This window comes from Parabacteroides leei, assembly GCF_023369805.1.
Taxonomy (GTDB): Bacteria; Bacteroidota; Bacteroidia; order Bacteroidales; family Tannerellaceae; genus Parabacteroides; species Parabacteroides leei.
Genome location: NZ_JAMBQG010000007.1, coordinates 1 through 20,771, shown reverse-complemented (window position 1 = coordinate 20,771; position 20,771 = coordinate 1). Strand labels below are relative to the sequence as shown.

Annotated in this window: 17 protein-coding genes; 7 read left to right on the top strand and 10 right to left on the bottom strand. The window is 41.2% G+C overall.

The window, feature by feature from the left end; all coding sequences use genetic code 11:
- Positions 1-18: 18 nt before the first annotated feature.
- From M1P97_RS11790 to M1P97_RS11745, 10 genes are all read right to left on the bottom strand, one after another.
- The gene (locus tag M1P97_RS11790; protein ID WP_249389191.1) at positions 19-1,698 is read right to left on the bottom strand and encodes a sodium:solute symporter; all 1,680 of its coding nucleotides are present in this window, start codon (positions 1,696-1,698) and stop codon (positions 19-21) included.
- Positions 1,699-1,729: 31 nt separating this feature from the next.
- Positions 1,730-2,161, bottom strand: a complete 432-nt coding sequence (rpiB, locus tag M1P97_RS11785; RefSeq protein WP_249389190.1) for a ribose 5-phosphate isomerase B — start codon at positions 2,159-2,161, stop codon at positions 1,730-1,732.
- Positions 2,162-2,262: 101 nt separating this feature from the next.
- The gene (locus M1P97_RS11780) at positions 2,263-4,290 is read right to left on the bottom strand and encodes a transketolase family protein (RefSeq protein WP_195372577.1); all 2,028 of its coding nucleotides are present in this window, start codon (positions 4,288-4,290) and stop codon (positions 2,263-2,265) included.
- Positions 4,291-4,351: 61 nt separating this feature from the next.
- Positions 4,352-6,028, bottom strand: a complete 1,677-nt coding sequence (locus M1P97_RS11775) for a ribulokinase (RefSeq protein WP_249389189.1) — start codon at positions 6,026-6,028, stop codon at positions 4,352-4,354.
- A gap of 3 nt (positions 6,029-6,031) precedes the next feature.
- Positions 6,032-7,540: an L-arabinose isomerase gene (gene araA, locus M1P97_RS11770; RefSeq protein WP_249389188.1), complete on the bottom strand. Its 1,509-nt coding sequence runs from the start codon at positions 7,538-7,540 to the stop codon at positions 6,032-6,034.
- 35 nt (positions 7,541-7,575) lie between these two features.
- Positions 7,576-8,262, bottom strand: a complete 687-nt coding sequence (gene araD / locus M1P97_RS11765) for an L-ribulose-5-phosphate 4-epimerase (protein ID WP_249389187.1) — start codon at positions 8,260-8,262, stop codon at positions 7,576-7,578.
- Positions 8,263-8,470: 208 nt separating this feature from the next.
- Complete coding sequence (locus M1P97_RS11760) at positions 8,471-9,163, bottom strand: NUDIX hydrolase (RefSeq protein ID WP_195372573.1); 693 nt, start codon at positions 9,161-9,163, stop codon at positions 8,471-8,473.
- 26 nt (positions 9,164-9,189) lie between these two features.
- Positions 9,190-10,335: a galactokinase gene (gene galK, locus M1P97_RS11755; protein ID WP_249389186.1), complete on the bottom strand. Its 1,146-nt coding sequence runs from the start codon at positions 10,333-10,335 to the stop codon at positions 9,190-9,192.
- Positions 10,336-10,434: 99 nt separating this feature from the next.
- A complete protein-coding gene (locus M1P97_RS11750) occupies positions 10,435-11,718 on the bottom strand; it encodes an MFS transporter (RefSeq protein ID WP_249389185.1) in 1,284 nt (427 codons plus the stop codon).
- Positions 11,719-11,756: 38 nt separating this feature from the next.
- Positions 11,757-12,833, bottom strand: coding sequence for an aldose epimerase family protein (locus tag M1P97_RS11745; RefSeq protein ID WP_249389184.1), 1,077 nt, complete (start codon positions 12,831-12,833; stop codon positions 11,757-11,759).
- Between the two features lie 190 nt (positions 12,834-13,023).
- On the opposite strand from M1P97_RS11745, the gene M1P97_RS11740 reads away from it, so the two are divergent.
- From M1P97_RS11740 to hxsC, 7 genes are all read left to right on the top strand, one after another.
- Positions 13,024-14,976: an alpha-L-arabinofuranosidase C-terminal domain-containing protein gene (locus M1P97_RS11740; RefSeq protein WP_249389183.1), complete on the top strand. Its 1,953-nt coding sequence runs from the start codon at positions 13,024-13,026 to the stop codon at positions 14,974-14,976.
- A gap of 147 nt (positions 14,977-15,123) precedes the next feature.
- The gene (locus M1P97_RS11735) at positions 15,124-16,671 is read left to right on the top strand and encodes an ATP-binding protein (protein ID WP_249389182.1); all 1,548 of its coding nucleotides are present in this window, start codon (positions 15,124-15,126) and stop codon (positions 16,669-16,671) included.
- A gap of 256 nt (positions 16,672-16,927) precedes the next feature.
- Positions 16,928-17,788, top strand: coding sequence for a peptidoglycan-binding domain-containing protein (locus M1P97_RS11730; protein ID WP_249389181.1), 861 nt, complete (start codon positions 16,928-16,930; stop codon positions 17,786-17,788).
- 9 nt (positions 17,789-17,797) lie between these two features.
- Positions 17,798-18,145 (top strand): His-Xaa-Ser system protein HxsD, encoded by a 348-nt coding sequence (gene hxsD, locus M1P97_RS11725; RefSeq protein WP_249389180.1) that lies wholly within the window; start codon positions 17,798-17,800, stop codon positions 18,143-18,145.
- Positions 18,145-19,113 (top strand): radical SAM protein, encoded by a 969-nt coding sequence (locus tag M1P97_RS11720; protein WP_249389179.1) that lies wholly within the window; start codon positions 18,145-18,147, stop codon positions 19,111-19,113. Before hxsD ends, M1P97_RS11720 begins: the two co-directional genes overlap by 1 nt.
- Positions 19,052-19,567: a hypothetical protein gene (locus M1P97_RS11715; RefSeq protein ID WP_249389178.1), complete on the top strand. Its 516-nt coding sequence runs from the start codon at positions 19,052-19,054 to the stop codon at positions 19,565-19,567. The genes M1P97_RS11720 and M1P97_RS11715 overlap by 62 nt, the downstream gene beginning before the upstream one ends.
- Positions 19,557-20,414, top strand: a complete 858-nt coding sequence (hxsC, locus tag M1P97_RS11710) for a His-Xaa-Ser system radical SAM maturase HxsC (RefSeq protein WP_249389177.1) — start codon at positions 19,557-19,559, stop codon at positions 20,412-20,414. Before M1P97_RS11715 ends, hxsC begins: the two co-directional genes overlap by 11 nt.
- The last annotated feature ends 357 nt before the right edge of the window (positions 20,415-20,771 follow it).

Below are 20,771 nucleotides of genomic sequence, written 5' to 3'. Positions count from 1 at the left end.
TTCTATGATAGGTCTCGATTACCAAAAATAGATATAGAATGCCACTGTAATCAATAGAATAATGCAAGAATGTATCACATCCCATTTATTCCAGCTGGCACGGGTAGCTGCTCGTTGTTCCGGAGTAGAAGAACCGAAAGTGAGCCCTTGTATCTGAGCTTCCGGTGCAGCCGGGGTGAACTTACTGATGATAGCAATTGCAGCCAGACAGAATACCAGCATACCACCGCAGAAGAACAACCAGTTCGTATCGAAGAACAAGGCTTTGAACCAACTGTCGCCGGCATCGACGCCAGCCGTTGTATAATAGACCTTTGCACCCAGGCGGGTAATACCGATAATAAAGCCGATAATTAATCCCCACATACCTCCCAGCGGAGTAGTCCGTTTAGACAGGATACCTAATAGGAATGCCGCTGCGATGCCCGGTGCCAGTACAGACTGTACGTCCTGCAAATAGTTATACAATACCGATCCTACACTCTTCATCACCGGTATCCAGAGAATCCCCAGGACAACGACAACAACTGTTGCTATACGTCCTACATAAAGCAATGTTTTTTCACTGGCTTCCGGTTTGTATTTCTTATAGAAGTCGATCGTGAACAACATAGCTGATGAGTTGAACAGAGAAGCTAACGAACTCATTAAAGCAGCCAGAATACCACACACTACTAATCCTTTAAATCCGGCAGGTAACAATTGAGCAACCAATGATGGGAAAGCAGCGTCGGCTGTACTCATTGTGAAAGGAATGCCATTGATCGTTACCCCGTTTTTCTGCATGGCAAAAGCGATCATACCCGGGATAAGAAATAGGAATACCGGAGTCAGTTTCAGGTAAGCACCGAAGATAGTACCACGACGAGCTTGTTGCTCATTTTTACCTGATAATACGCGCTGAACGATGAACTGGTCGGTACACCAGTACCAGAAACCGATAACGGAAGAGCCGATCAAAGCTCCCAGCCAGGGGAAATCCGGGTCGCGGTTGTCGCGGATCAGGTTCACCATCGTATCTCCATATTCGTTAGCCGGGGTCAGGCTACAAGCTGCCAGGACCTGATCCCATCCGCCAACGGCTTTCAATCCCAATACAAGGATAACGATTGAACCCAGAAGCAGGATAGGTGTTTGCAATACAGAGGTGTAAAGAACCGATTTCATACCGCCTACAACCGTATAAAGGGCAGTCAGTACCACCAGTCCGATGGCAGCGATCCAGAAGAAGTCGATGCCCCAGAGTTCCTGGATGCCGAACACTTCCTTAAATACCAGACCTCCGGCATACACCGTAACGGCTACTTTGGTCAATACATAGCTGACCAGTGAAATAAGCGAGAGGATGGTGCGTGATTCTTTGTTATAACGTTTCTCAAGGAATTCGGGCATGGTCAGTACCATGCTTCGTTCGTAGAAAGGTACGAATACCCAACCGAGGATAAGGATCATCCACCCCTGGATTTCCCAGTGCGCCATCGCCATACCGCTGGAAGCTCCTGCTCCGGCAAGGCCGATAAGGTGTTCTGAACCGATGTTTGATGCGAAAATAGAAGCTCCGATCGCTAACCAGGTGGCATCACGACCTGCAAGGAAGTAGTCGCCGGAACTGTCTTGTTTTTGTTTAAATACCCATACAATAATCCCAATTAGAGCTAAAGCGAATAGCCCTATTACAATATAATCTAATGTTGTCATAATAGTGTCTTACATGATATACCCGTTGTTTTTACAACGGGATTTTGTCAATTCGTCGTATGTGCCGACCGCCTTCGAACGGGGTGTTCAGAAAGGCTTCGACAGTGCGAGTGGCTTCCTCTTGACTGATAAATCTACCGGGCATGACAAGTATATTGGCATCGTTATGCTCGCGGGCTAGTTTCGCGATCTCTTCCTGCCAGCATAGTGCGGCCCGTATTCCCTGGTGTTTGTTTAAAGTCATTGCAATACCGTTTCCTGATCCGCAAATGGCTATTCCGGGATATACTTCCCCGGCTTCTAATGCATATGCCAATGGATGGGCGAAATCCGGATAATCACAACTTTCTGTTGAACAGGTTCCGAAATCTTTATAGGTTATCCCTTTAGAATCCAGTAATTGTTTTAGAAACTCTTTTAATTCGTAACCTGCGTGGTCACAACATAAACCTAGTGTTTTCATCTTTATCTGTTAGAGGCAGACAAACAGCCCTGTTGTGACGATGACCGTCACCCTTCGTCGACGGTCATCGTCACAACAGGGCCTGCTTTGTCTTATGTTTCTTATGCTAATAATTCTTTTACCTGATTGTATACATTCTTTCCGGTGAAGCCCAGTTTTTCGTCCAGAACCTTATAAGGAGCGGAGAAGCCGAATGACTCGAGCCCCCATACCTTACCGTTTGCTCCAACCAATCCTTCCAGATTGACAGGCAGACCGGCTGTCAGACCAAATACTTTACTTCCTGTAGGAATAACAGATTCCTGGTATTCCTTGCTCTGGTTGCGGAACAACCCTTCGGAAGGAACGGATACGACACGAACCTTTACGCCATCGGCACGAAGCAATGCTGCTCCCTCTTCCAACGTAGAGACTTCCGAACCGGAAGCTACCAGAATAACATCCGGGTTTGCGTCGCTTTCTACAATATAGGCACCCTTTTCAGCCTGCAAAGCTTCGTCGTAACGATTTTCTTTGGCGGGCAGGTCAGTAATGTTCTGACGGGAAAGAATTAAAGCGGTAGGAGTGGCTGTGTTTTCCATAGCCATCTTCCATGCAACGGTCGTTTCGATGACATCGGCCGGACGGAGAACCAGCATAGAGTTGTGTCCCTTATGGTTCTTCAGTTTTTCCATCAGGCGGATCTGTGCTTCCTGTTCAACCGGTTCGTGAGTAGGTCCGTCTTCACCAACGCGGAAAGCGTCGTGCGACCAGATGAACTTAACCGGTTGCTCCATCAATGCTGCCATACGGATTGCAGGCTTCATATAATCGGAGAATACGAAGAAGGTACCGCAAGCTACGATCACGCCACCGTGTAGTGACATACCGATACATACACAAGCCATGGTCAGTTCCGAAACACCGGCCTGGAAAAAGGCACCACTGAAGTCACCTTTTCTGAATGAATGTGTTTTCTTCAGGAAACCGTCGGTCTTGTCCGAGTTGGAAAGGTCGGCAGAAGAACATACCATGTTTTCAACCTTTGTTGCCAATACGCCTAATACAGTGGCGGAAGCGGCACGAGTTGCCTGGTTTGCTTTCTGTTCGATAGCTGCCCAGTCCAGTTTCGGAGCTTTACCGGAGAACCAGAATGCCATCTTTTCTGCCAGTTCAGGATTTGCTTTAGCCCATACTTCTTTAGCGGCATAACGTTCGGCTACGATAGCTTCCAGTTCTTTTGCACGTTTTGCATATAGTTCGGCAACATCCGTGAATATGGCGAACGGATTCTTTGGATCACCTCCCAGGTTTTTGATTGTCTCTTCGATAGATGCACCGGCTGCAGACAGAGGTTGACCATGAGTGGATACTTTATTTTCGTAACTGCTGTCGTCGGCTCCGCGGGCACCTTTACCCATAATGGTATTACCGATGATCAAAGTAGGACGGCTGGCTTCTGCTTTTGCTTCATCCAACGCCTTACGGATTTCATTTACGTCATTTCCGTTGATGCTGATTACTTTCCATCCCCATGCTTCATACTTCATGGCAACATTTTCTGCTGTTACTTCTTCTACGGTAGTAGAAAGCTGGATGTTGTTGGAGTCGTAGAACATGATCAGGTTGTCGAGTCCGAGTGTTCCGGCAACACGTCCGGCACCTTGCGAAATCTCTTCCTGGATACCACCATCGGATATATATGCATAAATAGTCTGGTTCATTACATCTCCCAGGCGGGCTTTCAGAAACTTGGCGGCAATAGCAGCACCCACTGCGTATGTATGGCCTTGTCCCAGCGGACCTGAGGTATTTTCGATACCCCGCTTGATGTCTACTTCAGGATGACCCGGAGTAGGGCTTCCCCATTGGCGGAATTGTGACAGTTCTTCCATGGTGAATTTACCGGTAAGAGCGAGGACTGAATAAAGCATGGGCGACATGTGTCCCGGGTCTTGGAAGTAGCGATCCCTGCCTTCCCATTCCGGGTTTTTAGGATCATAGACCAAATACTCTGAGAATAGTACATTGATAAAATCTGCACCACCCATTGCACCACCCGGATGACCGGAATTAGCCTTTTCTACCATTGACGCTGCCAGGACGCGGATATTGTCCGCTGCTCTGTTCATTACTTTAATATCGTTCATTTTGATGAATTAGTTTAATTTTTGTACAAAGATAGGGAATCTCTTCATATAGACCGCCATATCATACAAACAATTCATTTTCTGTAAAGTTTCCTAATTTGCGATATTTCTCATATAGAGCCAGATAGGCCTGGTGACTCTCGTGATTCGGATAGTATTCTTTCGCGAATCCTTGTCCCATAGCTCGCTGGGCGTCCTCTATTTTAGCGTATACACCGGCAGCTACAGCAGCGAACATGGAGGCACCGAAGGCACAGGCTTGTTCCGCTTTTGCTACTTTGATCGGCATATTCAGTACGTCTGCTAACGTTTGCATGACGAACGGTGATTTCAGGGAGATACCACCGATACCGATCACACTTTCGATCTTGATACCGTTTTCCAGGAAGCGGTCTACAATGGCTTTCGATCCGAATGCGGTTGCTTCAACCAGCGCACGGAAGATAAGCGGAGCAGAGCTTGCCAGATTCAGGCCTGTTATCGTTCCTTTTACCAGTTGGCTGGCATCCGGTGTGCGGCGTCCGTTCATCCAGTCTACAGCCAGAATGGTACTTTCGCTTACCGGAACTTTGGCAGCTTCCTCGGAAAGAACGGGGATAATCTTACCGGCTGTTTCTTCAATCAGTTTGGCTTTTGTCTCTTCGTCGATCAGGCTGCTTTTAGACAAAATGTTTTCGAGTGGCCATGCCAGTACATTTTTGAACCAAGCATAGATATCGCCGAATCCGGATTGTCCGGCTTCCAGTCCGATCATACCGGGGATAACGGAACCGTCTACCTGTCCGCAGATACCGGGAACCAGTTTATCGCCCATCTCTTCATAAGAGGATACCATGATATCGCAGGTAGAAGTACCGATCACGCGGACAAATGTGCGTGGAGTAATTTCAGCGCCTACTGCACCCATATGGCAGTCGAATGCTCCTACGGCTACGGCTACATTGGTCGTAAGCCCCAGGCGTTTAGCCCATTCTTCTGTCAGGTGACCTATGGAAGTGTCACTGGTATATGTCTTTTCAAACAGATGACTGCGGAAACCGGCCAGTAGCGGTTCGAGTGTTGTCAGGAACTCTTCGGAAGGAAGACCGTCCCATTTTTCCAACCACATGGCTTTGTGTCCGGCTGCACAACGGCTGCGATACACTTCTTCCGGTTTGTTTTTTCCTGTGATCAGGGCCGGTAGCCAGTCGCAATGTTCGATCCAGGCATAAGCCGCTTTGCGGATGCTTTCATCTTCACGAAGTACATGTGCCATTTTGGCCCATACCCATTCGGAGGAATAAATACCTCCTTCATAGGCAGTATAATCAATGCCCCAGCGCTTTGCCAATTCGTTGATTTCTGCAGCTTCTTTAATCGCTGTATGGTCTTTCCAAAGTACGAACATGGCATTCGGATTTTCTGCAAACTCAGGCAGAAGGGCGAGGGGAGTACCTTCTTTGTCTGTCAGGGCAGGGGTACTACCCGTTGTATCGAAGGCAATACCCACTACTTTTTCAGCAGTACCTGCCGGGCATTTAGCCAATGACTCTTTTATGGTAGTTTCCAGTCCTTCAATATAGTCCAACGGATGCTGGCGGTAACGATTTTTGAGTGGATCGCAGTATTTGCCTTCCATCCAGCGCGGATAATATTTAACGGCGAAAGCTAATTCTTCACCTGTGGCTGCGTTTACGACTACGGCGCGACAAGAGTCGCTACCGTAATCCAAACCTATTACATATCTTTCGTTAGCCATGATTTAAGACTGTAAAGCGCGGTTCAACATATAATACAGGTCGTTGTACTGCAATTCTTTTTTGAAAGAGGAAATAGTTGTATCCTTGTCGATAACTACCATTTCGATACCGGCTATGTCGGCATAATCTTCCAAGTATTCTACAGTCAGGTCGTATGAGAAACTGGTGTGGTGTGTTCCACCGGCCAGAATCCAGGCAGCAGCTCCAATTTCGAGGTTGGGCTGTGGAATCCACAAAGCACTGGCTACCGGAAGTTTGGGAAGCGGCTTGCTCTTGATGCAATCAACTTTATTTACGATGAGGCGGAAACGGTTACCCATGTCTACGATGGTTGCCGCGACTCCTTCACCTGGTTTGCTGGTGAATACAAGGCGTGCTGTTTCGCTATCGATACCGATACTCAGGCGGTGTACTTCCAGCTTCGGCTTTTGTTCAGCGATAAGCGGACAGATTTCTAACATGTGAGCTTGCAGGATTGCACTCTGTTCGCCGTTGAAATTCAGGGTATAGTCTTCAAGGAAAGAACAACCTTTCGGCATACCCTGGCTCATGAACCACATGGTACGGAACAAAGCTGCAGTTTTCCAGTCACCTTCTGCACCGAAACCATATCCTTCTGCCATCAGACGCTGTGAGGCCAGTCCGGGAATCTGATCAAAATTACCCAAGTCGTCGAAATTGGTGGTAAATGCTTTGGCTCCTTTATCTTTCAGGATACGACGGATAGCGATTTCCGCTTTAGCTGAATTCCATACTTTTGTATAGGCTTCTGTTTTTTCATCTTCCAATTCGGGAGCATGATCGTACTCTGCAAAATATTGCTGAACGAGTGCATGTGTGTCTTTGTCGTCTACTGCATTGTAGTACTCCATAACGTCATTTATCGGGCAATAGTCGACGTGATAGCCTAACTTTAGTTCGGCTTCAACCTTGTCACCATCTGTCACGGCTACATTGTTCATCTGGTCTCCAAAACGGATGATCAGCATATCCTGTGCATCTGCCCATGCAGCAGCAACGCGCATCCATACAGCGATACGGGCCTGTGCTTTTTCGTCTTGCCAGTGGCCGACTACCACTTTGCGGTTTTTACGCATGCGGCTTACCATATGGCCGAATTCACGATCGCCGTGGGCGGATTGGTTCAGGTTCATGAAATCCATATCCATGGTTTCCCAAGGAATTTCTTTGTTGAACTGTGTGTGGAAATGCAGCAACGGTTTTTTCAGCTCCTGCAATCCGTGTATCCACATTTTAGCCGGAGAGAAGGTGTGCATCCAGGTGATGACACCTACACACTTATCATCATTGTTGGCAGCTTTGAAAGCAGCAGTAACTTCTTTGGCTGAGTTAACAGTGCCTTTGTAGACTACTTTGATGGGAAGGTTTCCGGAATCATTCAATCCCTTTACCATTTCATTGGAATGTGCATCCACTTGTACGACTGCGTCACCTCCGTACAGAAGCTGGGCCCCTGTTACGAACCATACTTCTAAATCTTTAAAATTCATGGTTTGTTGATTTAATAGTTATAATGATTGATTGTTTATTTTTGTCCGTAGTAAGCATTAGGACCGTGTTTACGGTAAAAATGCTTAGTTATCAGATGTTTGTTCATTGTAAGTCCGGGATTGATGCCATAGGAGATATAAGCCATCTTGGCTACCTGTTCCATTACAACCGCATTATGTACGGCATCATCGGCATTCTTTCCCCAGGAAAATGGTCCGTGATTTTCAACCAATACCCCAGGTATGTGAATCGGATTTAAATCGTTAAAGCGTTCAACGATCACATTTCCGGTTTCTTTTTCATATTCACCTTCAATCTCTTGCTGTGTCATCTGGCGGGTACAAGGGATTGCATCACTGAAATAGTCTGCATGTGTTGTACCTATATTAGGAATGTCCCGTCCTGCCTGTGCCCAGGATGTTGCGTAAGTGGAATGTGTATGCACGATGCCACCGATTTCCGGAAAGGCATTATATAATACTAAATGAGTAGGAGTGTCAGACGACGGTTTTAGAGTTCCCTCCAGGATATTACCCTGTAAATCGAGAACAACCATATCACTGGCTTTCATTGTTTCATAAGAAACCCCGGATGGCTTGATCACAACCAAACCTTTTTCGCGGTCAATTTCGCTTACATTTCCCCAGGTAAAAATGACTAATCCATGTTTTACCAGATCTAAGTTGGCTTTGAAAACCTTTTCTTTTAATTCTTCAACCATTACCGTTATTGTTTTGTGGTTTATTATCTACTTAATATATAGTTTGTATATGATAATAAGTATAGAAATGTACACTTATTATTGATGGTGTAAAAGTAACACCTTGTTCGCGTAATGGTACAAAAAAAGCTATGTTTTAAAACATAGCTTGTGACTTTTTAAGAGTATAATAAACAAGTAAAGGAAAAAATATTTCTATTCTCCTTTATTATAAGGAGAAATAGAATCCCTGATCAAGTAAACGGTCATATTTTTCTTTGTTGAACATATAATAGAAAGCGCCTCTTTTGGAACTTTTTTTGTCTTTCTCGTCAAGTTTCTCAAGGATATCCATAGAGTTGAGTTTCTTGCGGAAATTACGTTTATCCAGTGGAGTCTGGTAAATAGCTTCATACAGACTTTGAAGCTGGGGTAGGGTGAATTTCTCAGGAAGAAGATTAAAACCGACCGGACGGGTAGCTGCTTTTCTCTTCAGGCGAACCAGCGTGTCGGTGATCATTTGGTTATGGTCAAAGATCAGATTGGGTACTTCGCTGAGTTTTGTCCATTGGGCATTATGCTCTTTCAATAATTCCGGATTGAAGTCATTCATATTGACCAATGAATAGTATGCTACGGAGATAACCCGTTCTCCTAAGTCGCGGGTAACATCTCCGTAAGCACCTACCTGTTCCATAAAAAGATTATCGATACCAGAGCATTCGGTAAGTACGCGTGAAGCCGCTTCGCCGATACTTTCGCCGGATTTGATAAAACCGCCCATCAGAGACCACTGTCCTTGTAGTGGCTCAAAATTCCGTTTGTAAAGTAAAACGTTGAGTTCACTGTTATTAAACCCCAGGATGATACAATCTACTGAAACAAAAAATTTGACTTCGTTCTGATAAAATGCGGCTGTCATGATTTTATGGATATTGAATTAATTTATTAAGCGAGTTTGCGTGCACCGTCGCTGATTACTACTTCGTATACTTTAGGTTCGTGACCGAATTTCTTTGTATAAGAATCGAAAGCTTCTTTGATAAATGCATCATGCAATTCGTCTTTTACAAGGTTGATAGTACAACCTCCGAAGCCACCACCCATTACACGTGAACCTGTTACGCCACATTTCTTGGCAACATCGTTCAGGAAGTCCAGCTCTTCGCAGCTTACTTCGTATAGCTTGCTCATGCCATGGTGAGTTTCATACATTTTCTGACCTACAGTTTCGTAGTCACCTTTTTCCAAAGCTTCGCAAACGTCGAGTACGCGTTGTACTTCTTCGATCACGTATTCGGCACGCATATAATCTTCTGCGCTGATATCGCCTTTTACTTCGTTCAGTATGTCCATTGTTGCGTCACGCAGGAATTCTACTTCCGGGTGATTGCGACGGATAGCTGCTGCTGCATTTTCACAAGACTGGCGACGTTTGTTATAAGCAGAAGATGCCAGTTCATGTTTTACAACAGAGTCCAGCAAAACCAGTTTATAACCAACTGGATTGAATGGAAAATATTTATATTCTAAAGAACGGCAATCTAAACGAATCAAGCTTCCTTCTTTACCGAATACGGAAGCGAACTGGTCCATGATACCGCAGTTAACACCGCAATAGTTGTGTTCTGTAGACTGACCGATCTTAGCTAATTCGAATTTGTCAATGCCTAGAGAGAAAAGATCATTCAATGCGAATGCGTAAGTGCTTTCTAAAGCGGCAGATGAAGACATTCCGGCACCCAGAGGTACATCACCGGCAAATACAGTATCGAATCCCTGGATCTGACCGCCACGTTTGATAATCTCACGGCATACACCGAAAATGTATCTAGCCCAGCTTGCTTTTGGTGCATCTTCTTCATTCAATCCGAATTCGGCATAGTCGTTCAGGTCGATAGAGAATGCGCGAACTTTACCTGTGCCATTCGGTTTGATCTCTGCGATCATACCTTTATCAATAGCACCTGGAAATACGAAACCGCCATTATAGTCTGTGTGTTCACCGATCAGGTTAATACGACCAGGAGAAGCATATACACTACCTTCTGTATTAAATAACTCTTGAAATTTATCTCTGATTTTTTTCTGCATGATATTATTACTTTTAAAGGTTATATAAAAGATGAAGAAATTATCCGACCACAAATATAGTTAGATAATTTCTTCAATCATAAATTTTACACTTATTTTTTATTTAACAGGAATATCTGTATTTACATTCTTACATCCGATCAAAGCGTAGAACAACAGGTAAGCCAAAGCAATGATAATTACTACGAAACTTGCCATGAATCCAACAGAGTCGGATACTGCACCCTGAAGTAATGGTAACAAACCACCACCGCAAACCAATACCATAAAAAGACCGGAAGCAGCTTCTGTATATTTACCCAGACCTTCAACTGCCAGGTTGAAAATACCACCCCACATGATAGAAGTACAAAGTCCGCAAAGCGCAAAGAACATGATGCTGATAGGAACCTGTGCCATACCGAATGAGATATCGCTCATAAATACCGGCATACTTACGTGTGTTGTAATCGGGCAAACGAATGCTAAAGCGATAAAAATTAGTCCTAAGGTAGAAGCAAAAGTAAGCATTTGTTTACTTGAGAACTTAGCACCTAGTGATGCACCTACTAAACGGCCGATCAACATAAGGAACCAGTAAGTACCTACAACAGATCCTGCGATAGTAGAGTCAATAGCCAGACCACCGCTAGTTTCCGGAGTCATCATAAACAGCCCTGCGAAGTGAGGGATACCAACTTCAATACCAACATATACGAAAATAGCTAAAGCTCCCAGTTTGAAGTGACGGAACGATAAAGGACTGTGAGTATCTTTTACATCTTTTTTAGCAACAGACAAGTTCGGTTCCGGAATGTTCATGATGAACAATACCAGGAATGCAATAGCGAAGATAGCCATAGCGATATACAATGCCGGTAATGCCTTTGTAATCGTACGTTCTTCTACAACTGTACCCATCAGGTAACCAACCAATACAGGGACGATAGTAGCTGACAAAGAGTTCAGTGAACCACCCATCTGAATCAACTGATTACCTTTCTTACCACCACCACCTAATGTGTTCAACATCGGGTTAACTACTGTATTCAACATACACATAGAGAAACCTGAAACGAATGCACCGGTTACATAAACGGCAAATCCCATTGTAGAGGAGAGAGCCTGAATACCTACACCTACGAAACCAACAACGATCGCGATCAATGCTGTTTTCTTATAACCGATCTTCTGCAATAACAGACCGGAAGGGATACCCATAAAGGCGTAAGCGATAAAGTTAGCAGCAAAACCCAGCGTAGCCTGCAAGTTAGTTGCTCCGAATTCGCTCTGCACAATTGCACCGAAAGGTGCTGGCAGACCGGTAACGAAAGAGATCATTGCGAATAATGCGAACATCATCGCAATGGGTAGTGCATAATTCTTCTTTTTTGTAGATTCCATTTCTTTTGATTATTTAGATTATTAATGAATCGAGTTTGTTATTCAGCAGAGAACTTGTAGATCGTTTTGCTTTCGAATACATCTCCCGGACGGAGAACAGTCGACGGGTATTCCGAATGATTAGGACTGTCGGGATAATGTTGTGTTTCCAGGCAGAGAGCAGCTCTTGCCGGATAGCGTTGTCCGTTCTTACCTTCAAAATTGCCCGTCATCCAGTTTCCTGTATATAATTGTACACCCGGTTCAGTAGTATAGGTTTCCATAATGATACCGGTTTTGGGAGATGAACAGCGGGCACAGAATCCTAGTTCTCCCTGTTCTTTATTTAATATAAAGGTATGGTCGTAACCTCTTGCCCAAGTTAACTGGTCGACCGGCTCGTCGATACGCGCACCAACCAGATAGGGGGTACGGAAATCCATCGGTGTACCTTCCACTTTTTCCGGGGCACCGAAAGGAATTGCAGTATCATCTGTCGGGAGATAATAGTCGGCGTTGATTGTCAGGGTATGATCTGCCACTGAAGGATCACCTGCTCCCGAAAGGTTAAAATAGGAGTGGTTGGTCAGATTCAGAACGGTAGGTTTGTCTGTTACTGCCTGATACATGATAACGACTTCATTGTCATCTGTCAGGTGATAAGTAACAGTGGTCTGAAGTGTTCCGGGGAAACCTTCTTCTCCGTCGATCGAAGTGTATTTCAGTTCAACGGTTTGATCATCGGTCTGGTTCAGGTTCCAAACAACAGAATTGAATCCTTTAATTCCACCATGAAGGCTGTTCGGGCCATTATTTATCGCCAGTTTATCGTACACAACGCCATCCAGAGTGAATGTTCCTTTGGCAATACGATTTCCGTAACGTCCACAGATAGCTCCGAAATAGGGTTCTTCAGAGACCAGATATTCATCGAGGGAATTGTGTCCGGTGACTACATCGGTTAACTTGCCGGACCGATCCGGTACCATAAGCGATACAATTTTTGCACCGTAGTTGGTAATGGTAAGTTCTGCACCTTTTTTATTGGTCAGGATACATAGCATCGTCTCCTTTCCGTCTATAAGCTTGCTGAAGTTTGCTACAGTCAAGCCAGACAGCGTACTCTTGTTCTTCATGTATGTAATGTTATCAAAATTGCGTGTAAAATTAGCCTACTTCTTCGTAATGTAGACGCATGAAAAGATGTTATAGAGCATAAAATGGCTTTTTATCCACCAAATAGGTGTATTTGTCCACCTTATGTATGGGTAATTAGTGTATATTTGCGACTAAATAAATCTTTTATTTCACAGAAAAACACTTGATATGAGAAGAAGCATGAAAAACGCTATCTCCCTGTTCCTCTTAAGTATGGGGGTAAACAGCCTGATGGCACAGACCAATGAATTTAAAATAGATGTGCAGAAAACAGGTGCACCTATCCAGTCTACCATGTACGGTATCTTTTTTGAAGACATCAACTTCGGAGCAGATGGTGGGTTGTATGCAGAACTGATTAAAAACCGTTCTTTTGAGTTTGAAAATCCTTTCGGGGGCTGGGTTCCTTTTGGAAATGTAACGGTACAGACCAAATCCCCCTGTTTTGACAAGAATCCGCATTATGTACGGCTTTCTTATAATAAAGAATTAACCGGTACCGGACTGGATAACGAAGGTTTTAAAGGTATTGGTATTAAGGCAGGGGAGAAGTATGACTTTTCTTTCTATGCCCGTACGGTAACTAACGGTCCGATTAAGTTTCGTATAAATCTGGTAAATAGTGGGCATGATATTTATGAAACAAAGGAAGTTGAGATAAACGGTAAAGATTGGAAAAAGTATTCCGTAGTCCTAACTCCTGCGGCAACAGAAGCCCATTCCCGTTTACGTATCACGATGCTTACACAGGGAACGGCGGATCTCGAACATATATCTTTATTCCCTCAGAAAACATTCAATAACCGTCCGAACGGTATGCGTGCCGATCTTGCACAGGCATTGAAAGATCTTAAACCGGGTGTATTCCGCTTCCCCGGAGGTTGTATCGTGGAAGGAACGAACCTGGCCACCCGTTATCAGTGGAAAAATACGGTAGGTCCGGTTGAAAACCGTCCGATCAATATCAATCGTTGGAATTACACATTTCCTCATAAGAAGTTCTCCGATTATTATCAGTCTTACGGTTTAGGTTTCTTCGAATATTTCCAGTTGAGTGAGGATATCTGTGCCGAGCCGCTTCCTGTATTGAACTGCGGTCTTTCCTGTCAGTATGAAAATGATGATCCGAAAGAAAACTGTCCGGTCGATAAATTGCAACCTTATATTGACGATGCACTTGACCTGATCGAGTTTGCTAATGGTCCTGTGACCTCTAAATGGGGAAAGCTGCGTGCCGATATGGGACATCCGGCCCCTTTCAACCTGAAGTTTATTGCTATTGGTAACGAGCAGTGGGGTACTTTGTTTACTGAACGCCTGGAACCTTTTGTAAAGGCTATTCGTACCAAATATCCGGATATCAAAGTTATTGGTAGTTCCGGTCCACAGGCGGAAGGGGAAGATTTTGAATTCTTGTGGCCTGAAATGAAGCGGATGAAAGTCGATTTGGTAGATGAACATTTTTACCGTTCTCCCGAATGGTTTCTGAATGGTGCCAAACGCTATGACTCATACGATCGTAACGGTCCTAAAGTTTTTGCCGGTGAATATGCCTGCCATCCGAACAATCGTGAGAATAGTTTTCTGACAGCATTGGCTGAGGCTGCTTTTATGACTGGTTTTGAGCGTAATGCGGATGTTGTACATATCTGTACTTATGCGCCTCTGTTTGCCCATGTGGATGCCTGGCAGTGGCGTCCGGATTTGATCTGGTTCGATAATCTTTCTTTGGTGAAGACATCGAATTACTATGTGCAGCAACTTTACGGTCATAATGTCGGTACGAATGTCGTGCCTTTGACTATGCAGAATGAACCGGTTACCGGACAAAATGATCTGTATGCAACGGCTGCAGTCGATAAGAAGACAAATGAGTTGATTATTAAGATCGCCAATATCGGCATTCAAAATAGAAAAGTGAAACTGGATTTAAACGGCCTTTCCGGTGGGAAACATAAAGGTACAGTAACCGTGCTTCACGCCTCTGATCTGGAAGCTAAAAATACGATCTGCAAACCGGATCTGGTAGTGCCTGTTGTTTCAGAAATCGAACTGGAAGCCCCGGTAGCAGAAGTAGTGCTTCGCCCATTAAGTTTCTCTGTTTATCGCATTGCATTTTGATATTCCTATTTATAAATGGTGCAGGTCTCTTCGGATTCCTGTACCATATTTGATTTGAAAAACCTCCAATTAACCTGTCCTTTTTTTGTAAATGCCAATCTTTATTGCGTACTTTGCCTAAAAGGTATTATTTCAATCAGATAAATTATGGCAAAGCTTTATCCTATCGGTATACAGAATTTTGAGAGTCTTCGTGAGGACGGATATATCTATGTTGACAAAACAGAGCTGATTTATCAATTAGTGAAAACTGGACGCTATTATTTTCTGAGTCGCCCACGCCGTTTTGGTAAAAGTTTGCTTATTTCTACCCTGGAAGCTTATTTTCTGGGAAAAAAGGAGTTGTTTAAAGACTTGGCTATCGAAAAGTTGGAAAAGGATTGGTTGGAATATCCTGTACTTCATTTGGATTTGAACGCCGAAAAATTCGACAGTCCCGAGCGTCTGGATGCTTTGTTAAGTAATCAGTTGACTCAGTGGGAAGAACTTTATGGTCATGGACCGGATGAAACGACACTTTCACTGCGTTTTAAAGGAGTAATTCGCAGAGCAGCCAAGCAGACTGGTCAACGCGTTGTAATCCTGATTGACGAATACGACAAGCCGATGTTGCAGGCATTGGATAATGATGAACTACAAGAAAAATTCCGTGATACATTGAAGGCTTTTTATGGTGTGATGAAGAGTATGGACGGGGATATCAAGTTTGCTTTTTTGACTGGTGTAACCAAGTTCGGGAAAGTAAGTGTGTTCAGTGATCTGAATAATCTGATGGATATATCGATGGACGACCGTAATGCCAACATTTGTGGTATAACGGAACCGGAGATACATACTTATTTTGAAGATGAACTACATGAACTGGCTCGTGTACAACATATGGATTATGATCAGGTTTGTGTAACATTGAGAGAATCTTATGACGGATATCATTTTACGGAAAATTCGGAAGGAATTTATAATCCTTTTAGCCTGTTGAATACATTTTCCAGAATGAAATTCGGTAGCTATTGGTTTGAAACAGGTACGCCAACCTATTTGGTGAAATTGTTAAAGCACTCTCATTATAACCTGTATAACATGGCGCATACGGAAACGGATGCCGATGTTTTGAATAGCATTGACTCCACATCTGTTAATCCAATACCTGTGATTTATCAGAGTGGATATCTTACCATCAAAGGATATGATCGTGAATTTGGTATTTATCGTCTGGGATTTCCTAATCGTGAAGTAGAGGAGGGCTTTATGAAATATCTGCTTTCTTTCTATGCCAATACGGATAAAGTCGATTCTTCTTTCCAGATTCAGAAGTTTGTTCGTGAGATACGTTCCGGCGATTATGATTCCTTCTTCCGTCGTTTGCAAAGTCTTTTTGCTGATACTCCTTACGAGTTGGTTCGTGATTTGGAGTTACATTACCAAAATGTCCTGTTTATTGTGTTCAAGTTGATTGGCTTCTATGTAAAAGCAGAATACCATACTTCGGAAGGCCGTATTGACTTGGTATTACAAACGGATCGTTTCATTTACTTGATGGAATTTAAACTGAACGGAACAGCTGACGATGCTCTGCGCCAAATCAATGAAAAAGGCTATGCACTTCCTTTTGCAGCCGATCCCCGTCAATTATTTAAGATAGGAGTGAATTTCAGTGCAAAGACGCGCAATATAGAAGAATGGAAAATAGAGTAATAATATAGTTGAAATTAGATTCTAGTAGATACTGTTTTACTTTTTGTATGTAAGAATGGTTGACGCTTCTCAATATTCTAGAAAAGAAAGTTGTTTTTTTGAGTAAGACGAGTAGGTACAAATCGAAGCGAATGTTGCTATTTCTCTAAATGCAATCACAAAATTTACAAATTTAAAAATATATCATTCATGATTTTTAATTTATAATTATTATATAGTATATTTGTCGTGATAAGTCTTAATTGCTATAACTCCTATGAAAACGAAATTTGAGAAGCTTTTGAAAGGTATTTTTTTGACATCTATCGCATCTTTGGTTTCATCTAATGATACTAATGCTATACCTTATGACCTTTCTAAAATAAGTAATGACAATAATGATAATATTGAGCAGGAAAAGAAGAATGATCTTTCTCAAAAATATGTACTTAGAATCCATAATGATAATTCATATCTAATTGCAGGTCATAGAAGTCACCGTTCGCATTCTTCACATAGATCTCATTCTTCGCATAGATCAAGTAGTTATGGAAGTTATAGAGGTTCTTCTTCTTCAAGCTCTAGCACTACAACATATAAAACTAATACAACTACTTATTCAAAAACAACTTACTCACTGGGAGAAAGAACTCTTGTTAGTGGTGTTTCGGGTAAAGATGTTACTGAGCTAGCGAATAAATTACTTAAAATAAAATATATTACAGAATCAGATCTAGAAAAGAATTATTCAGGAGATGTCATATATTCTACTAATTTGGAAAATGCAATTAAAAGATTTCAGAATGAACATAATCAGATTGTAGACGGTATTGTTGGTAAAAAAACGATTGAAGCAATAAATAAACATATAGAACAAATAAATAATGAAACTGTAAATGTTAACTCTCATAAATACAATTTGGGGGATCGGATACTTAAAAAGCAGATGCGGGGATACGATGTGACACAACTCAAAAATATTCTAATAGATAAAGGTTATTTATCAGGAAATCTGATAAAAGGAGATTCTATTTTTGATGAAGAGACTGAAAATGCTGTAATTAGGTTCCAAAAAGCAATAGGAATAGATGCAGATGGTATTGTAGAGACTCAAACTGTTTATTTTTTGAAAAAGTAATTATTGATCATGATTAAATCTGAAGTGAAATCTGAAAATAGATTTTGTTTTACAATTGATACAGATATCTTTGGTGAATGTATAATAACAAAAGCATTGTATTGGTATACCGAGTCCTTTATTATTTATTGGAATAAGATAAGTGATAGTATATGTGAAATAACTTTAGAGCTCAAACCATCAGTAAACAGTCCTTACACATTTGAACAGATAACCAGTAAATTCAATCAAGACTTAATTGATTACAAGAATAGAGATTTGATAATACATGAAACTAAAGATATTCGTAATATATTATATGTAAAAGCTTTCGCGAATAATGATGATTTTGAAGATTTTAATATCGTATTAGAATAATGAATCGCTATTATTTATTACCATTTCAATTTGAAAGAATTGGAAAACAGGAACTGCTTGTTAATGAGTTAGGTGATTTTATATTTGCTCCAATAGGTATTGTCCAAAGAATAATCAATCGTCAACTTAATAAACAAGAAGATATATATAAAGACTTGATTGCTAACTTTTTTATTTCAGAACACCCTATTCCTGAATTAATCGATAATATGGCGACAAGGCTGAGGACTAAAAAAGCTTTTCTCGATTCATTCACATCATTACATATTTTTGTCTTAACCTTAAGATGTAACCAAAATTGTATTTATTGTCAAGCCTCTAGTAAAGAAAGTAATGAGGCTAGATATGATATGAATGAAGAGTGTCTATTTAAAGCCATAGATTTAATGTTCCAAAGTCCATCACACTCTATTACAATGGAATTTCAAGGAGGAGAACCCTCTTTGCCCTTCCTTTTACTACAAAAGGCTGTAGGAAGAGCAACAGAACTAAATGAAAAGTACAAAAAGCAGATAACTTATGTTCTATGTACAAACTCTATAAATTTAACGGAAGAAATATTATGCCTGTGTAAAGAGTATAATATTCTTATTTCAACATCTTTGGATGGGCCAGCTTTTATACATAATTACAATAGAGGAAAAATTGATAGCTATAAGCGTGTAATAGAAGGTATAAGTAAAGCTAGAAATTATTTAGGAATAGATAGAGTATCTGCATTAATGACTACCTCGGAGTTGTCATTAAATTATCCTAAAGAAATTATTGATAGTTATTTAGCGAATGGTTTTAATAATATATTTATTCGTCCTTTAAACCCTTATGGATTAGCACTTAATAATACAGATTGGGATTTGTATTTTGACAATTTTATAATCTTCTATAAATCGGCACTAAACTATATTATTGATATCAATATCAGAGGAGATTTTTTTTGTAGAAGAATTTACGGCTATACTACTACGTAAGATACTTACTCCCTTTACAACTGGATTTGTTGATTTACAATCTCCTGCGGGGATAATAAATAATGTTGTTGTTTATAATTATGATGGTTATGTATATGCTTCTGACGAATCAAGAATGTTAGCAGAGTGTCATGATTATACATTTAGGCTAGGACATGTTACAGATAAGTATGAAAGTCTATTTTATGGAAAGAAAGCTCAACAAATAGCCTTAATAGGAGGAACCGAGTTTATTGCAGGATGTGCTGACTGCGCTTTTCAATCTTATTGTGGTGCTGATCCTGTACGAAATCACTCTACTCAAAATGATATGTATGGTTTTCGTCCTACTTCTTCTTTTTGTAAAAAGCATAAAGCAATTATTACCTATCTATTCTACTTGATACAGAATGAGTATGATAGAGTTATGCCGATATTCAAACAATGGATTAATAAGAATGAAAATGGATTTTGATATAAACTCCAACGACAATTCACTATTTGTTACCTCTCAATGTAACAACAGATGTCTAATGTGTGCGCAGCCGCCATTGAATAGAGATGATATAGATTTCTTTTTTGAGAGGAATATCAAGCTTATAGATAATGCCCCTAATGGTCTAACAAATATTGGAATCACAGGTGGGGAGCCTACTTTACTGCAAGATCGGTTAGTACATTTAATTCGATATATAGAACTTCGTTATCCAGATAGCTTAATACATATATTGACTAATGGAAGAGCATTTTCGGATATTCAATACACTAAAAAGTTTGTTGAGTCTTCTAATCTTTTATTTGGCATTCCATTGCATTCTGATTTTCCGGCAGAACATGATGCAATAACTCAAGTAGAAGGTTCATATGTAGAAACAATGAAGGGTTTGTACAATCTTGCAAGTATTGGAGCAGATATAGAGCTACGAGTTGTTGTCAATAAAATGAATTATCGAAGACTCCCACAGCTATCTGAATTTATCTGGAAAAATTTGCCATTTGTCGCATTTGTATCATTTATGGGATTGGAAGATACGGGATACTCTATTAAAAATCATGATAAAATTTGGATTGATCCAGTCGATTATCAAGTAGAAATCGAAAAAGCAGTCATGAATTTAGCAGAGTGGAAACTGGATGTTTCTATTTTCAACATACCACTCTGTTTGTTAAAGCCATCACTATATAAATTCGCAAAGAAATCTATCTCTGATTGGAAAGTAACTTATATAGATGCATGTTTAACTTGTTCTAAGAAAAAAGAATGTTGTGGTTTATTTTCAACATCAAAGATGCAAAGCCTCAATATCAAATCTATAACTTAGTAAATCGTAAGCTTACCTAATCTCTATAATCAAACTGATTAAAAAAATAGTAATATGTGTATGATAAGAAATGCAAATGAGAGTTCTTCAGGAGACTCATTAGCTGTTAATGAGTATATTTTGTAATATTGCAAAACTAATAAAAGATCATATCTGAATGGAAAGAAAAATATATAAATTCTTAGTCTCAGTAAATAATGGATAAACAGAGGCTATGTTTAAGTTTTATTGGGACTATCCACAATTTTGTGTAAATTCAAAACTACAGGAACCGAATCCGGGTTTAAACCCGGATTCGGTTTTCAAATATAGTCAAAAACTGATTAAAAATCAGTCCCCAGTTCCATATGGGTTGAT

Bases quoted from the DNA above. Each gene is read 5' to 3' on its own strand.
- galK (WP_249389186.1), bottom strand. From the start codon at position 10,335: ATGCAGAAAAAAATCAGAGATAAATTTCAAGAGTTATTTAATACAGAA.
- M1P97_RS11750 (WP_249389185.1), bottom strand. From the start codon at position 11,718: ATGGAATCTACAAAAAAGAAGAATTATGCACTACCCATTGCGATGATG.
- M1P97_RS11735 (WP_249389182.1), top strand. From the start codon at position 15,124: ATGGCAAAGCTTTATCCTATCGGTATACAGAATTTTGAGAGTCTTCGT.
- M1P97_RS11775 (WP_249389189.1), bottom strand. From the start codon at position 6,028: ATGGCTAACGAAAGATATGTAATAGGTTTGGATTACGGTAGCGACTCT.
- hxsC (WP_249389177.1), top strand. From the start codon at position 19,557: ATGGATTTTGATATAAACTCCAACGACAATTCACTATTTGTTACCTCT.
- M1P97_RS11780 (WP_195372577.1), bottom strand. From the start codon at position 4,290: ATGAACGATATTAAAGTAATGAACAGAGCAGCGGACAATATCCGCGTC.
- M1P97_RS11790 (WP_249389191.1), bottom strand. From the start codon at position 1,698: ATGACAACATTAGATTATATTGTAATAGGGCTATTCGCTTTAGCTCTA.
- M1P97_RS11740 (WP_249389183.1), top strand. From the start codon at position 13,024: ATGAGAAGAAGCATGAAAAACGCTATCTCCCTGTTCCTCTTAAGTATG.
- M1P97_RS11730 (WP_249389181.1), top strand. From the start codon at position 16,928: ATGAAAACGAAATTTGAGAAGCTTTTGAAAGGTATTTTTTTGACATCT.
- araA (WP_249389188.1), bottom strand. From the start codon at position 7,540: ATGAATTTTAAAGATTTAGAAGTATGGTTCGTAACAGGGGCCCAGCTT.
- araD (WP_249389187.1), bottom strand. From the start codon at position 8,262: ATGGTTGAAGAATTAAAAGAAAAGGTTTTCAAAGCCAACTTAGATCTG.
- M1P97_RS11745 (WP_249389184.1), bottom strand. From the start codon at position 12,833: ATGAAGAACAAGAGTACGCTGTCTGGCTTGACTGTAGCAAACTTCAGC.
- hxsD (WP_249389180.1), top strand. From the start codon at position 17,798: ATGATTAAATCTGAAGTGAAATCTGAAAATAGATTTTGTTTTACAATT.
- rpiB (WP_249389190.1), bottom strand. From the start codon at position 2,161: ATGAAAACACTAGGTTTATGTTGTGACCACGCAGGTTACGAATTAAAA.
- M1P97_RS11720 (WP_249389179.1), top strand. From the start codon at position 18,145: ATGAATCGCTATTATTTATTACCATTTCAATTTGAAAGAATTGGAAAA.
- M1P97_RS11760 (WP_195372573.1), bottom strand. From the start codon at position 9,163: ATGACAGCCGCATTTTATCAGAACGAAGTCAAATTTTTTGTTTCAGTA.